The sequence below is a fragment of the Krasilnikovia cinnamomea genome (assembly GCF_004217545.1).
Taxonomy (GTDB): Bacteria; Actinomycetota; Actinomycetes; order Mycobacteriales; family Micromonosporaceae; genus Actinoplanes; species Actinoplanes cinnamomeus.
The window spans coordinates 270,489-284,546 of sequence record NZ_SHKY01000001.1 but is presented as its reverse complement, the minus strand read 5'-3'; the positions used below and the strand labels follow the sequence as shown (position 1 = coordinate 284,546).

At 74.7% G+C, this 14,058-nt stretch carries 11 protein-coding genes; 3 read left to right on the top strand and 8 right to left on the bottom strand.

The annotated features are described in order from the left end of the window. Nucleotides 1-27: 27 nt before the first annotated feature. A complete protein-coding gene (locus tag EV385_RS01135; protein WP_130507745.1) occupies nt 28-2,628 on the bottom strand; it encodes a CHAT domain-containing protein in 2,601 nt (866 codons plus the stop codon). A 100-nt stretch (nt 2,629-2,728) separates the two neighbouring features. On the opposite strand from EV385_RS01135, the gene EV385_RS01130 reads away from it, so the two are divergent. From EV385_RS01130 to EV385_RS01120, 3 genes are all read left to right on the top strand, one after another. Next, nucleotides 2,729-4,084, top strand: coding sequence for a S8 family peptidase (locus tag EV385_RS01130; protein WP_130507744.1), 1,356 nt, complete (start codon nt 2,729-2,731; stop codon nt 4,082-4,084). A 90-nt stretch (nt 4,085-4,174) separates the two neighbouring features. Then, nucleotides 4,175-4,768 (top strand): RNA polymerase sigma factor, encoded by a 594-nt coding sequence (locus EV385_RS01125; RefSeq protein WP_130507743.1) that lies wholly within the window; start codon nt 4,175-4,177, stop codon nt 4,766-4,768. Then, a complete protein-coding gene (locus EV385_RS01120; protein WP_130507742.1) occupies nt 4,768-5,226 on the top strand; it encodes a carboxypeptidase-like regulatory domain-containing protein in 459 nt (152 codons plus the stop codon). The genes EV385_RS01125 and EV385_RS01120 overlap by 1 nt, the downstream gene beginning before the upstream one ends. On the opposite strand, the gene EV385_RS01115 is transcribed toward EV385_RS01120, so the two are convergent. Genes EV385_RS01115 through EV385_RS01085 form a run of 7 tightly spaced genes read right to left on the bottom strand, consistent with a single transcriptional unit; the run spans nt 5,227 to nt 14,042 of the window. Then, nucleotides 5,227-5,892: an FHA domain-containing protein gene (locus tag EV385_RS01115; protein ID WP_130507741.1), complete on the bottom strand. Its 666-nt coding sequence runs from the start codon at nt 5,890-5,892 to the stop codon at nt 5,227-5,229. After that, nucleotides 5,889-7,154 carry a vWA domain-containing protein gene (locus tag EV385_RS01110; protein WP_130507740.1) on the bottom strand — a complete coding sequence of 422 codons (1,266 nt, stop codon included), beginning with the start codon at nt 7,152-7,154 and terminating at the stop codon, nt 5,889-5,891. Before EV385_RS01110 ends, EV385_RS01115 begins: the two co-directional genes overlap by 4 nt. Nucleotides 7,155-7,165: 11 nt before the next feature. Next, the gene (locus tag EV385_RS01105; RefSeq protein WP_130507739.1) at nt 7,166-8,308 is read right to left on the bottom strand and encodes a PP2C family protein-serine/threonine phosphatase; all 1,143 of its coding nucleotides are present in this window, start codon (nt 8,306-8,308) and stop codon (nt 7,166-7,168) included. Next, complete coding sequence (locus EV385_RS01100) at nt 8,305-10,536, bottom strand: serine/threonine-protein kinase (protein ID WP_242624632.1); 2,232 nt, start codon at nt 10,534-10,536, stop codon at nt 8,305-8,307. Before EV385_RS01100 ends, EV385_RS01105 begins: the two co-directional genes overlap by 4 nt. Continuing rightward, on the bottom strand, nt 10,533-11,738 hold the full coding sequence (locus EV385_RS01095) for a hypothetical protein (RefSeq protein ID WP_130507738.1): 1,206 nt from the start codon (nt 11,736-11,738) through the stop codon (nt 10,533-10,535). The genes EV385_RS01100 and EV385_RS01095 overlap by 4 nt, the downstream gene beginning before the upstream one ends. 7 nt (nt 11,739-11,745) lie before the next feature. Further along, nucleotides 11,746-12,708 carry a glutamate ABC transporter substrate-binding protein gene (locus EV385_RS01090; protein ID WP_130507737.1) on the bottom strand — a complete coding sequence of 321 codons (963 nt, stop codon included), beginning with the start codon at nt 12,706-12,708 and terminating at the stop codon, nt 11,746-11,748. Continuing rightward, nucleotides 12,705-14,042: a hypothetical protein gene (locus tag EV385_RS01085; RefSeq protein ID WP_242624631.1), complete on the bottom strand. Its 1,338-nt coding sequence runs from the start codon at nt 14,040-14,042 to the stop codon at nt 12,705-12,707. Before EV385_RS01085 ends, EV385_RS01090 begins: the two co-directional genes overlap by 4 nt. Between the last annotated feature and the right edge of the window lie 16 nt (nt 14,043-14,058).

Here is a 14,058-nt window from a genome sequence, read left to right as displayed (position 1 = left end):
GTGGTGATACATCACCGGGTTCAGCCTTTAGGCTGCTCCGTACGCGCTGAACGTGCACCAGTTGACGTACGCCGCCGGATCCGTGGGGTCCAGGGCGGCCCGCGCGGTGTGCAGAGCGTGCGCCAGCGTACGGCCGGTGGCCACCTGCTCGTGCAGGGCCACCATGAGCTCCACGGCGGCCACGTCCGGCACGGCGGCCACGCTGGCCACCACCCCGGCCGTCCCCCGGGCCAGCAGGGAGCTGATGAACCCGACCACCTCGTCGCCCGCGTAGCTGACGTCCGCGCCGGACTGGCACGACGCCAGCACCAGCCGGTGCGGGGCGACCCCGCTGGTCTGCAGTTCCTGCACGGTCAGCGGCCCGTCGCTGAGCACCAGCGAGGAGAACAGCGGGTTGTCCGAGCGCAGCCAGCCGTGGCAGGCCAGGTGCACCAGATCGGCGCCGTCGAGGCGGCGCAGCACCCGCGCGGTGGTGCTTTCCGGCGGCACGATGGTCACCGCGCCGGGGTAGCGCTCGGACAGCCGCCGCACCTCGGTGGTGGCGCCGGGCAGGTTCGGCCCCTCGACGAGCACGGTGGGGCCCGGCCCCGGGTGCGCCAGCGCCGCCTCCCGGGTGCGGGTCCACAGCGCGGCCGAGGGCGCCAGCGACAGCGGCGCGTCCCACAGCGCCGACCACGGCAGGGCGTGCAGGTGCCCGGCGGGCACCACCACCAGCTCGGCGTCGCCGGGCACGCCCAGCGGCCCCAGCAGCAGCTCGCGCAGCTTGGCGACCCGGACGTCGGCGCTGAGCCGGGCCGCGTCCAGCGACGATTCCGGCAGCGCCCGGGTCAGCCGGCGCAGTGCGAAGAACAGCGCGCGGACCTGCTCCAGCACCGGCGCGCCGGGCCCGAGCGCGACGAGCCGGCTGCGCCGCGGCTCGACCACCACCGCGACGATGTCGTCGTGCAGCACGGCGTACTCGACCAGGATCCGGCCGTCGAGGGCGGCGCGCAGCCGGGCGGGCCGGATCGTGGTGGTGACCTGCCGGTTGTCCGTACGGCGGCGCCAGCTGGCGCGCCGGATCCGGTCCTCGATGGCCTTCTGCCGGGCCAGCAGCGGATCGCGCAGGCCGACCGTACGCTCGCCGGTGGTCAGGCCTTCCAGCTCCGCGTGGATGCCGCGCAGCGCCTCCAGGTCGGCCACGTCGGTGCCGCCGGGGGGCTCGACGGCCAGCAGGGCGGCCGCCCGGGTGCGTTCCATCCAGTCCAGCACCCGTGGCGGCGAGCCGCCGCGCACCATCACCTCCAGCCCGAGCTGGCCCAGCTCGGTGCCGTGCCCGGAGGCGAGCGCCCGCAGTTCCACCGAGGGCAGGGCGGTGCGGTGCCGGGCGAGGTCGTTCAGGCCGCGCCGGCAGTGCGCCAGCACCCCGGCGTCGTCGCCGAGCAGCGCCGCGGCGGTCGCCCCGGCCACGCTGCCGCGCATCCGGACCAGTACGGGCGTGCGCCGGGCCAGCTCGACCGCGTGCTGCAGCGCCGCGACGGCCTCCCGGCGGCGGCCCAGGGCGGCGGCGATGCGCCCCGCGATGTCGTACGCGCCGACCGCGTACGCCCAGGTGCCCTGGCTTTCCAGGGTGCGGCAGACCCGGCGGGCCGCGCGCAGGTCGGCGGCGGTGGCCCGGCCCGCGTCGAGCCGGGCCTGCGCGTGCACCAGGGCGGCCCGGGCCTGCCACGCGCGGCGCCCCTGCCGCTCGAAGCTGCGCGCGGCGGCGGCCGACGCCTGTTCGGCCTCCCGTGGGTCGCCGGTGAGCAGGGCGAGCTGGGCGACCCGCAGCTCCGCCTCGGCGCCCATCAGCGGCACCCCGTGCCGTTCGAACTGTTCGGCGGCGGAGCGTGCGGCGGCGGTGGCCTCCGGGATGAGCCGCAGGTCCATGAGCGCGTCCGCGTACTCGACGTAGTGCTCGCCCAGGGGGAGACCGGCGGCCTCGAAGGCGTGCGCCGCGTCGTCGAACAACCGGACGCCATCGGCGAGGCGGCCCGCGTGGACCGTCGCCCAGGCCCGGGTCTCGATCACCATGGCGACCAGGGCCGGGCCCACCTTCCGGGCCAGCGTTCCGGCGTCGTCGAGGCGGCGCAGCGCCTCGGGGTGGCGGCCGTACTGAGCCTCGATGATGGCGAGGTTGTTGCCCGCGATGACCCTGGTGCGGTCCGGGGTGCCGGTGCCCGACAGCAGGTCGCGGTAGGCGACGGCGGCCGGGGCCAGCAGCCCGATGTTCTGCTGCAGGACCGCCCGCTGGAAGGTCAGCTCGACGGCCCGGTCCGGGGCCACCAGGGGTTCGGCGGCGTCGAGGTCGTGCTGGGCGCTGTCGAGGCGGCCCAGCTCCTGGTTGACCGCGGCGCGGCTCATCAGGACGTCGGCCAGGACGTGTTGCAGCTTGTGCCGGCGGGCGATCCGGGCGGCCTCGTCGAGCAGTTTGCGGGCCGGGGCGGCGGCCAGCCGGGCCCGTTCCGCCCAGGCGTACGCGCGCAGCGCGAGCGCGAGCGCCTCGGGCGGCCCGGAGCGGCGTACCGTTCGGACGAGTTCGGCGGCGATCGGCCCGTAGCGTCGGGGATCCGCTATTACGCCCTCATGAACTCGCCTAGCGTGTATCACAAGGTCGTCAGGCGTCTCTATTTCCACTGAGGGTTCCACTTCCACCGCGCGTGCGACCGCCCGTCGCTGTGCCGATCTATCACAAAGGCCAGGAACCGCTATGAATCTGACCGATGCGCCCCTGGGCTATGCCTTCGAGGGCGACTATCCGGAATCTTACGGCTCCGAGCTGCTGCGCCTGCGTACCATCGTGGCCCAGCAGGTGGTCCGGCTGGCCGACACCCGGCCGTCCGCCGAGGGCCGGTTGCTCGGCGTCCTGATCGGGCGCCGTTCGAGCGACCGCGAGCGGGCCCAGATCGAGGTGGCGCTGCGCCGCGACGGCGCGCCGAGCCTGCTGGCCCGTGGCGAGCTGCTGATCTCGGCGAAGGATCTCGCCGCCGTCGGTGCGCTGGTGCAGGACTACGGCGACCGGACCGTCGGCGACCACGTACGCCTGCGCCGGTTCGCCGCCGGGCGCGTGGAGCTGGACCGGGTGATCGACGACTGCGCCGTGCACAATATCGCCGCGCACCCGAACTACATCGCCTCGATGGCCGCGGTCGGCAAGGGCGTCGGCGGCCCGGAGAACGCACCCTGGCTGGGCGACTTCGCGAACTACCGCATCCCGAACGCGCCGAGCGACGGCGGGCCCGGGCCACGGCCGCCGGTCGCGGTGATCGACACCGGTGTCGAGGAGACCATGCGCGGCGACCACTGGCTCGGCAAGGTGACACGTACCCCGGAGAACCTGGACCTGCTCGATGTGCTGCCCCGGGGCGGGGACGGCTTCCTGGACTACGAGGCCGGGCACGGCACGTTCGTGGCCGGTGTGGTGCAGCGGGTCGCGCCGAGCGCGGACATCCGGGTCTACCGCGCGGCCGACACGGACGGCTTCGCCACCGACGACGACATCGCCGCCGCGATCGTGCAGGCTCACCGGGACGGCGCGGAGATCATCAACCTGTCGCTGGGCGGCAAGACCCTCGACGACCAGCCGCCGCTGCTCATGCAGCAGGCCGTCGAGACGGTGCACGCCGAGGCCGGGCGCGACAGCAAGGGCCGCTTCAACAAGGTGATCGTGGCCGCCGCGGGCAACTACGGCGACCGGGGGATCGTCTGGCCCGCCGCGCTCGACGGTGTCGAGGCGGTCGCCGGGCTCACCGCGTACCTGTCGCCCGCGTCCTGGTCCAGCTACGGCGCGGTGCGCTTCTCCACCGTGGGTGAGGGCATCCGCTCGGTCTACCCCGAGGGCGCCGAGTCGCCGCTGTTCGACCCGGAGCCGGACACGTTCGGCCCGAACGCGGCGGCGGTGTGGAGTGGCACCTCGTTCGCCGCACCGCAGATCGCGGGCGCGGTGGCCCGCATCTCGGCCGAGCAGAACGTCTCGCCGCGCGACGCGGTGGATCTGCTCGACGCGCGCGGCAAGTCCGTCGTCGGCTTCGGCAAGGCGATGCGGATCCTGCAGGGAATCGGATGATGCGACCCGGCGAACGGGCCGCGACGTGACACTGGCCGGCCCGGGCACCGCCCTCCGGCGACGTGACGAAGCGGGGACAACATGGCAGACATGCTGGAGTGGGAGCTACCGGCGCTCGTCAAGGCCAGCGTCGAGCGCGACGAGGACGCGTGGAACGAGATCGTGCGCCGGTTCGCCGGCCTGGTGGCGTACGTGATCCGGCACTACCGGCTCTCGCCGGCCGACACCCAGGACGTCAGCCAGCTGGTCTGGCTGCGCCTGGTGGAACACCTCGGCCAGTTGCGTGAGCCGTCCGCCCTGCCGGGCTGGCTGACCACCACCACCCGGCACGAATGCGAACGGTACCTGCGTACCAACGGCCGCAACGTGGCCATGGACCCGCAGACCATGCCCGCGCTGGACCGCGCCGACTCACCCGAGATCGACGAGCTGCTGATCGCCGCCGAACGCCGCCAGGTTTTGCTGGACGGCCTCGGGGAACTAGCCCCCCAGCAGCGGGAGCTGTTGCTGATGCTGACCGCCGACCCGCCGTACTCGTACCAGGAGATCAGCCGGGTGCTCGGGCTGCCGATCGGCAGCATCGGCCCGACCCGCAGCCGCGTGCTGGGCAAACTGCGCGACACGGACGCCGTCCGGGCGTACCTCGGGGAAGACGAATCCGCACACATCGGGAGGTGTCCGTGATGCCTTGGCGCAACTGGAGTGATGACGAGGAGTTGTTCCTCGACGTCCGCGACGCCCTGCATCCCGATCCGATCGAGGCCCAGGTCATCGAGGCGGCCCGCGCCGTACGGGCCTGGCAGACCGCCGACCCGGACCGGGAGCTGGCCGCCCTGCTCTACGACTCCTACGTGGACCAGACCGTCGGCGTGCGCGGTCCGCAGCCCAGCGCCGCCCGCAACCTCGTGTTCGGGCGCGACGAGCTGCGGGTCGAGATCGAGCTGTCCGGCGCGGGCATCGAGGGCCAGCTCATCCCGCCGGAACCGGCCACGGTACGGCTGTTCACCGTCGCCGGCCTGGCGGCCGAGACCACCGCGGACGAGGTGGGCTGCTTCACCTTCCCGGCCACCTCGCCCGGCCCGATCCGCATCGAGTGCTCCGTGGCGGGGCGTCAGGTCGCCACGGAGTGGATCAGCGTCTGACTAGTTCGCGGGCGCGTGCAACGTGATGGTCGTCCACGCGCCGACGTGCACCCGGTCGCCGTCACCGAGCGTACGGCTCTGCCCGGCGCTCAGCGGCGTCGCCTCGTCGTTGACGTACGTGCCGTTGGTGGAGCCCAGGTCCGACACCAGCCAGCCGCCGTCCACGTTGACCGTCAGCAGCGCGTGGCTGTGCGAGACGCCCGGGTCCAGCGGCGCCGCCGACAGGTCGATCTCCGGGTCGGTGCCCTTCGACGTGCTCCGGCGGCCGATCCGGGCCTGCGGGGTCGGCAGCACGTAGCGCCGCTCGGGGCAGTGCGCCGGGAACTCCACCCCCTCGATCGCGTTGGCGTCGAAGTAGGTCCGGTCCGCGGTCACCGTCGCGGTCCACGGTCCCGCCGGGCGCGCCGCCGCCGGTGGGGTGTCCAGGGCGGGCACCTTGCCGGTCGTGTGGTCGAACCCGCAGTCCTCGCAGAAACGCCACATCGCGGTGCGCGGCGTGCCGCAGTTCGGGCACGGCGTGCCGCGCGCCGGGGACGGGGGAGCGGCGGCCGGGGGCGCGGAGGCGGGGGCGCTGACCGGTACGGTGCCGCCGATCCGGGCGCCACACGTGTCGCAGAAGTCGTCCGTGCTGGACGCGTGGCCCTTCGGGCACAGGTACGTCGTCATTGCGCGCGTCCCACCCGGACCGTCTTGGTGGAGCGGGTGTCCAGCGCCATCTCGTCCGCCGCCTCCACCTTGCGGCGCAGCCGCACCGTACCGGTCGCCGGGTCCTCGATGTCGACCACCGTGGCCAGCAGCTCCTCGGTGGCCTTGTTGCCGCTGGCGTGGGCGAGCTGCGCGGCCCGACCGAACTTCAGGGTGGCCGTACGGTCATCGCCGGCCTTGCGCGCCTCCAGCCCGGCCTGGATCGCGTCGGCCAGCTCCGCCTGCCCGGTGTAGTGCGCCACCTGCCGGTTGATCCGGGTGGACAGCGCCGTGTCCTCGGTCCACACCGCGCGCACGAGGCACTGGGTGAGCACATCGTCGCCCTCGACCACGGACACCCGGGCGGCCAGCATCTCGTCGCCGGCCGCACCCGCCGTCACGTCCACGCAGATGTGGTAGTCGCGGCTCTCGGCGCCCCACGACCCGAGGGGGTAGCGCCCGGCGCGGGGACCGTCCTCGGTCCGCTTGCCGGTCAGGTCGACGACCTCCGGCTCGACCTGTTTGACGAAGCGGACCGTCGAGTTGACCGGGGTCCACACCTTGAGCTGCACGTCCGCGCTGGTCTTGCCCATCGCGGCGGTCATCATCTGCTCGAACGCGGCGGTCAGGTCGGCGGGGCGGGCGACGATGTCGACCGTACCCAGCAACGCCGTGGCGATCTTGCGCAGCTCGGAGACCTGCCAGTTGGTGCCGACGCCCCGGCAGTCGCACTGGAACTTGCCCGCGATCTGCTGCAGCACCTGCTCCAGGTAGCCCTGGTACTCGCCGTTCTCGCCGTCGGTGAGCAGGATCGCGTGCGCGATGTCGCCGGGGCGCTGGGCGAACAGCTGCGCCGCCAGGGTGAGCCAGGCGCCCATGGCCGTACCGCCGTTGGCCTGCAGGCGGTCGATCGAGCGGACCGCGTCGGCCCGGCTCTGCGGCGACGCGACCGCGAGCTGGCCGGGCGCGGGGAACAGCTGCTGTGCGGTGCTCACCCCCGCGATGATGGCGAAGTGGACACCGTCGTCGATGCATTCGATCGCCGCCTTGGCGGCCTGCCGGGCGGCCGCCATCCGGCCCTCGGCCTGCATCGAGCCGGACGCGTCCACGATGATGATCTCGGTGGCACCGGCGGTGCGCCGGCCACCCTCGCTGCCGGTCGACGCGACCGTCACGATCGCGTTGACCTCGGTGGCGCCCAGCGAGAGGAACTCGTTCTGGAACGCCTCGGCGGTGTACGGCACGGGCCTCTCCTTCAGGACGCGGGGGTGAGTTCGACGGGGATCAGGGCGACCGTGATGTTGTCCGCGCCGCCCGCCTCGTTGGCGAACGCGGTCAGCGAACGCGCCGCGGCCAGCAGCGGGTGCGGGGCGCCGGCCGCGGCGGCCAGGTGGGCGCGCACGGTGTCGCCGAACGTCGTGGGCTCGGCCAGGTAGTTCCACAGCCCGTCGCTGCAGAGCACCAGGTGGCCGGGGCCGGGCGCGGTGAACCCGTCGGTGCGCGGGGTGACCGGCCCGGCGTCCGCGCCCAGCCACGCGGTGATGGCGTGCGCCTTGGGGTCGCGCCACGCGGCCTGCGGGTCGGCGCCGAGCGCGATGGCGTGGGCGGCCCACGAGTCGTCCTCGGTCAGCGCCACGATGTCACCGGACGCGGGCAGCCAGTACGCGCGGCTGTCGCCGACCCAGCCGTAGCCGACCTCGGCGCCGCGCACGCACGCCGCCACGACCGTGCAGGCCGGGTTCGACGCGGCGCGCCGTGGATCCCCGGTACGGGCCAGCGCGGCGACCGCCGTGGCGGCCGCGGTGAGCGCCGCCGCGACCCGGGCGGGCAACGGTTGCGTGGACCCGGTCAGTAGCTGGCCGGCGGTCTCGGCGGCCAGTTCGGACGCCACGTCCGGGTCGAACGAGGCGGACACCCCGTCGCAGATCACGACGTCGATGCCGCCCGCCGGGCCGCCCAGGAACACCGCGTCCTCGTTGCGGTGGTGGCGGCGTCCCCGGTCGGTGACCGCGGCGGCGGCGCCCGCCACGGATTCGAGGTGGTCGCGGGGCCGCCCGGCCAGCATCCCGCAGTGCCCGCAGTATCCGTCCACACCGATCGCGGCGGGCGTGCCGCACGCCGGGCACGCCCGGTCGTCAGCCGCGCCGCCCTCGCGGCGCCCGCCCCCGTCGCGTCCGCCCTCCCCGCGCCCGCCCTCGCCGCGCCCGCCCTCGCCTCGACGAGGCTCGTCGTGCTGGTCAACCTGGTCGACCTCGTCGAGCGGCCGGTCGGCCCGGTCCGGCCGGGCCGCGGTCAGCGGGCGGCCGCACGCCTCGCAGAACGCGGCGCCCGCGCCGCGCTCATCCACACAGGACGCGCACTCGGTGATCGTCACCCCGGGGGCCTCCTCGGACTTCATGTACGGGTCCGCGGGCGCGCCGCGTTGGCCAGGTCCACCAGGCGGATCTTCTCCGCGCCGTGCGCCGCGCGCGCCAGCTCCCGGTACGCGGCCTCCAGCGCGAACCGCACGTCGCGCTCCTCGGCGGAGCCGTTGGCGCCACCGGAGCGCGCCGCCGCACCGGCGCCACCCAGCACCGCGGCCGGAACGGCGGCGCCACCGGCCAGCGCGTCGAGCGCCTGCTCCAGCAACTCGGCGCGCAGCGCGGCGAGCTGTGCCGCCTCCACCTCCAGCCGGTCGATCAGCGCCGCCGCGGCGGCCAGCGCGGCCACGTCAGTGGCGGCGGAGGCGTGCGGGCGCACCAGCGCGCGTACCGCGCCGACCTGGGAGCTGCGGTACGCCGACGAGGTGCCCGGCACCCGGTTGTACGCCTCCACGGCCCCGCCCCGGTCGCCCGCCGCCAGCCGGCACCGGGCGAGCCCCGCCGCCGCCGTCGTGTACGCCGGATCGGTGCGGCTGACCACGTCGTAGCGGGCGGCGGCGTCACCCGGCTGCCCGGCCAGCTCGTACGCCAGCCCCAGGGCCAGCTTGGGCGCCAGTTCCCCCGGAAGTGCCGAGTAGACCGCGTCGAACTGGACTACCGCCTGGGCGGCGTCGCCGCTGGCCAGCGCCAGCACCCCGTCGTACCAGGCGAGCCGCCAGTCCGCGGCCGCGCCCGCCGCGATCGTGTCGCGCATCGTCCGCGCGTCGGCGAACGCGTCGGGGCCGGAACCGGCCGCGCCGAGGTCGATGAGCGCCCGCAGCGCCCGCAGTTGCACCTCGATGGTGTTCTCGGGTGCCTTGCCGAGCAGCGTGAGGACCTCCTGCGGGTCGGTCACGGTGACCGAGGCGAGGAAGGCGGCGGCCGGGTCGGTGAGGTCGATCAGCGGGGCGGGCAGGAACCGCCAGTTCGGTTCGTCGTCGCGCGTGTCGGTGCGCAGTTCGCCGGTGAACAGCCGCGACGGCGCGGGGTGGGGTTGGCCGTCGGCGGCGAGGACCTCGCGCAGCACGCCGAGCAGCTGCTCACTCATCTCGGCCGCGTCGACGAACCGCTCCGCCGGATCGGTGCGGGTGGCCCGTTGCAGCAGCCGGTAGTACGACTCGTTGCGCCGGTACACCGCGAACGCGTCGCGCTCCGGCAGGCTGTCCGCGTACGTGCTCTGGTAGCCGCGGAAGTCCGTGGTGAGCACCGCGAGGGTACGCCCGATCGTGTACAGGTCCGACTGGATCGAGGGACCGGCGGTGGCCATCTCGGGCGCCTGGTAGCCGACCGTGCCGTAGATCGCGGAGTCGAGGTCGTCGACGCGCACGACACCGCCGAGGTCGATGAGCTTGACCTGGTCGCCGGTCTGGATGACGTTGTCGGGCTTGAAGTCGCAGAAGACCAGGCCACGGTCGTGCAGGTAGCCGAACGCGGGCATGATCTCCAGCACGTACGCGAGGGCCTGGTCGACCGGCAGCGGGTCGGGGTTGCCCGCGTTGGCCGCCATCCGGGCCTTGAGCATGGACTTGAGGGAGTCGCCGCCGACGTACTCCATGACGATGTAGCCCGCGCCGTCGTGCTCGACGAAGTTGTAGATCTTGACGATGTTCGGGTGTTCCACCTCGGCGAGGAAGCGCCGCTCGGCCACCGCCGCGGCCAGCGCGTCCTCGTCGCCGGAGTTGAGCAGGCCCTTGAGCACCACCCACCGGTCGGAGACGTTCTTGTCCACGGCCAGGTAGATCCAGCCCAGGCCGCCGTGCGCGAGCGGGCCCACGACCTCGTACTGGCCGCCGACCAGGTCGCCCTTGGACAGCTTGGGGGTGAAGTCGAACGGCTCGCCGCAGGACGGGCAGAACCCGGCCGTGCGCCCGGGGCGCTCGCCGCGGGCCCGACCGACCGGCTGGCCGCACTTGGCGCAGTACCGCTTGTCCTCGGGCACCTGCGCGACCGCCATCACCGCGGTCGACGGGTCCCGCTGCGGCAGCGGCGCCACGTCGACCAGGCCACCACCGAAGCGGCGCCGCCGGCTGCCGCTGGCGCTGCCGCTGCGCCCCGACCCACCGGTACGGGTGGACAGCGCGCCCGTGCGCACCGACGGCGCGGTGGCGGTGCGCTGGGCCGGTAGCCCGCTGGAGCCCGTCGCCTTCGCGGCGGCCGGCGGCGCCATGCCGCAGGTGTCGCAGTAGCCGTCCTGGATCGTCCCCGGACAGTCGCGTGGGCACGTCATAGCTTGCCATCCCTGGTGTGCGTGGCGGTGAGCGCGGTGACCGCGTCCTGGTACGCGGCGACCGCCGTGCGCGCGGCGGACAGGTCGCACGGCGCGGTCCACAGTGCCGCCCGGGCGGTCTCGGTCAGCGGGGTCAGCGTGGGGTCCTCGGCGAGGCCGCGCCGCGCCGCCTTGGCCTGGTACGCGTCGAGCCGTCCGCGCAGCTCGTTGCGGGTGGCCAGCAGGCCCCGGTTGTGGTCGGCCGCGTCGCGCAGCGCCGCCAGGCGCTGCCGGGCGCGGCGGTTCCAGTCGGCCAACCGCGGGCTCAGCAGCGACCAGTGCCCGGCCGTGGCCAGCGCGTCGATCGCCGCCAGGCCGGCTACCAGGTCGGAATCCCCGCCGGTGACCGCGGCGATGTCGGCGTCGGCGAACCGGCCGGACACCGCGTCGGCGGCGGCCCGCGCGGCCCGCTCGGCCTCGGCCAGCTCCCCGGCGAGGGTGCGCGCGTCGGCCAGCCGCCGGCTCAGGGCCTCGCGCAGCTCCGCCGCCGAGGTGCGCTCGGCGTCGGCCCGGTCGATCAGCGCCTGGACCGCCGTGAGGCCGTTCTCGTCGCAGCCCAGCGGATCCGTGGCCAGGGCGGCGGTGACCTCGCCGAGCCGCCGGTCGGCCTCGTCCAGGGTGGCGTCGGGGTCGGCCAGCGCCCGGACGCCGGCCAGCGCGGCGGCGAGTTCGGCGGCGCGGGGCAGCAGCCGCTGCCACACCTGTCCGGCCCGGGTGGCGACGTCCACCACGGTCGCGAACGCCGCCTCCATCGCGGCCAGCAGCTCCGCCGGGGTGCAGGTCGTGCTGACCTGCCCGGCGCCGAGCAGGCCGCGCTGGGCCAGCGGCACCGTGGCGACCGACAGGGTGATCGAGCGGCCCAGCACCTGCTCCACGTACGCGGCCTTCTCCGCGTCGCTGAACCGGCGCTGGTCGCGGGCCGCGCGGGCGCCGGTGGTCAGCGCGGTGAGCAGGCCGTAGCCGTCCCACAGCTGGGCCAGCGCGGTGGTGGCGTCGGCCCACGCGGCGGCGGTGGCGCCGGTGAGCCGGGCGCCGTCCAGCTCCTTGCGGGCGGAGTTGTCGTCGAGGTCCACCAGGTTCGCGGCGACGGTGGTGGCGGCGGCCTCCAGGCGCCGCAACTCGGCGTCGGCGCGGGCCAGCAGCTCGGCGGGGGGTGCGGTCATCGCCGGTTCAGTCCCGGTACTCGGGGGCGGGCGGCTGCGGCGCCGCGCCGAACCGGCCGAGCCACCGGTCGTACGTGCGCTTCCAGGTGCCGTTGGCGCGGTTGCGTTCCAGCACGGCGTTGACGAAGCGGGTGAACTCCGGGTGCTCGGGCGACATCGCCAGCCCGTACGGCTCCTCGGTGAACTTCTCGCCGACCACCTGTGCGTACGGGTCCTGGGCGGCCAGCCCGGCGAGGATCGTGTCGTCCGTACTGATCGCGTCGACCTCGTTCTGCTGGAACGCGACCAGGCAGTCGCCGAAGCTGGCCCGGCCCACCGGGATCGGCTTGGCGGGGTGCTTGGCGATGTTCTCCAGCGACGTCGAGCCGTTGGGGGCGCAGACCCGTTGATCGCGGAGGTCGGCGATGCCCTTGGCCGGCGACGTCGTGGAGACCAGGACCTTCTGCCCAGCGTCGTAGTAGACCGTGGAGAAGTTCACCCGCTTCCACCGCGCGCAGTTGATCGTCATCGTGTACGCCACCAGGTCGACGGTGCCGTCGGCGGCGTCGTCCACCCGCTTGTCGTTGGGGATGACCTTGATCTTCAGCTTGCCGGGGTCTCCGAAGATCGCCTCGGCGATCTGGCGGCCCATGTCCACGTCGAAGCCCTCGACCGCGCCGGTGAACGGGTTGCGTGAGCTGAACAGCAGCGTGTCCTGGCTGGTGCCGAGTACCAGCCGGCCCCTCTTCTGGATCTGCGCCATGTAGCTGCCGGCCGGCATCTTGCCCGGCTGCGGCAGGGCGCCGGTGGGTCGCAGGCTGCGCCGGGGCTGGCAGGAGGTGTCCACGGGGGCGTGGGCGGCCGGCGCGGTGGTGGCCGCCGCCTGGGCCGCCGCGCGGGGGCGGGCGTCCGGGGTGCATCCCGCGAGGGCCGCCGCGGTGCACAGGACGGCCACGGCGAGCGCGGCGCGGGCGCGGGTCGGACGGGTCACCGGTACTCCTCCAATCGGGGGCGTACGCCGACGACGGCCAGGGCGCAGACCAGCAGGGCGAGCAGCGGCCCGAGCACGGCCAGCACCCCCAGGCCGCGTCCGGCCGTACCGATCTCGGCGGTGAACGCGGCCTTGCGGTCGTCCATCGCGGCGCCGATGGCACCGGTCGCCGCGCCGAACGTGCTGGAGGTGTCGTCCCCGATGGCCAGGTCGACGGCGTCGTCGTAGTCGCCGTCGTCGTCCAGCGCACGCACCTTGCGGTGCGCCGCGCCGTAGGCGGTCAGCAGCCGGGTGGCGTCGCCCACCGCCGAGGCGGCCGGGCCGTCCAGCTCGACGGCGAGCTGGTCGAGCAGCTCGTGTACCTGCCGGTCGGCCGCGCCGAAGTCGTCCTCGTACGCGCCCTTGCCGCTGCGGGCCACCAGGGTCAGCGCCTCGTCGCCGCGCTGGCGCAGGGCCAGGATGCGTGCCTCGGCGAGCCGGGCGACCGGGGCCGACCCGTCGGTGTCCGCATTGTGCAGGTGTGCCCGCTGGTGGGCGAGCAGCCCGCCCGCGCCGAGCGCCAGCACGGCGGCGACCACGGTCGCGGCGACCAGCGGCAGGTTGAAGGTGCGGTGCGTGGTGCGGCTCAGGTACCGCTGGGCCAGCAGCAGTGTGACCAGCAGCGTCGCCATCAGCAGCACCAGCAGCGTCACCCAGACGGAGCTGCGGGCGTCGCCGTACCCGGCGTCGACCTCGTCCTGGGCGGTGCGGAACAGCGTCTGCGCCTGGGGCAGCAGGGTGTCGCGGTTGAGGGTGGAGGCGGCCGACAGGTACGCCGCGCCGACCGGCAGCCCCTGCCGGTTGTTGGCGCGGGCCGTGGCGACCAGGGCGGCGTACCGGGCGACGCCGGTGGCCAGCTCGTGCACCGCGTCGGCGCTGGCGCTGCCCGCCGGGACCCGCCGGGCCGCCGAGGCCAGCGCGGCCGTGGCCAGGCGCAGGTCGTCGTCGTAGCGGGCGGTCAGCGTGGTCGGCTCCAGCCCGCCCGCGAGGAACGCCTGCGCGGCCGTGGTGTCCGCGTCGGCCAGCTTCGAGTAGATGGTCTCGGCCTCGATGAGCAGCGGCTGGGCGCGGCCGCCGAGGTCGGCGGTGCCGGTCTGCGCGGCGCGCGCGGCGAGCCCGCTGACCAGCCCGGTGAGCAGGCCCAGGGTGAGCAGCGCGGCGAGGATCAGCTGCAGGCGGCCGGGGGAGGTGTGGCGCAGGGCGCCGACCCGGCGCAGGACCCGGGCGACACGGCTGCCGACCGGCGGCGTGACGTCCGGCGTGGCCCTCGGCCGGTCGAGCTGGGCGGTGGGCAAGCTTCCTCCGTCGATG

What these genes read in the sequence shown, in the direction of transcription:
- EV385_RS01130 (WP_130507744.1), top strand. Translation starts at nt 2,729, where the DNA reads ATGAATCTGACCGATGCGCCCCTGGGCTATGCCTTCGAGGGCGACTAT.
- EV385_RS01125 (WP_130507743.1), top strand. Translation starts at nt 4,175, where the DNA reads ATGCTGGAGTGGGAGCTACCGGCGCTCGTCAAGGCCAGCGTCGAGCGC.
- EV385_RS01120 (WP_130507742.1), top strand. Translation starts at nt 4,768, where the DNA reads ATGCCTTGGCGCAACTGGAGTGATGACGAGGAGTTGTTCCTCGACGTC.
- EV385_RS01115 (WP_130507741.1), bottom strand. Translation starts at nt 5,892, where the DNA reads ATGACGACGTACCTGTGCCCGAAGGGCCACGCGTCCAGCACGGACGAC.
- EV385_RS01105 (WP_130507739.1), bottom strand. Translation starts at nt 8,308, where the DNA reads ATGAAGTCCGAGGAGGCCCCCGGGGTGACGATCACCGAGTGCGCGTCC.
- EV385_RS01100 (WP_242624632.1), bottom strand. Translation starts at nt 10,536, where the DNA reads ATGACGTGCCCACGCGACTGTCCGGGGACGATCCAGGACGGCTACTGC.
- EV385_RS01095 (WP_130507738.1), bottom strand. Translation starts at nt 11,738, where the DNA reads ATGACCGCACCCCCCGCCGAGCTGCTGGCCCGCGCCGACGCCGAGTTG.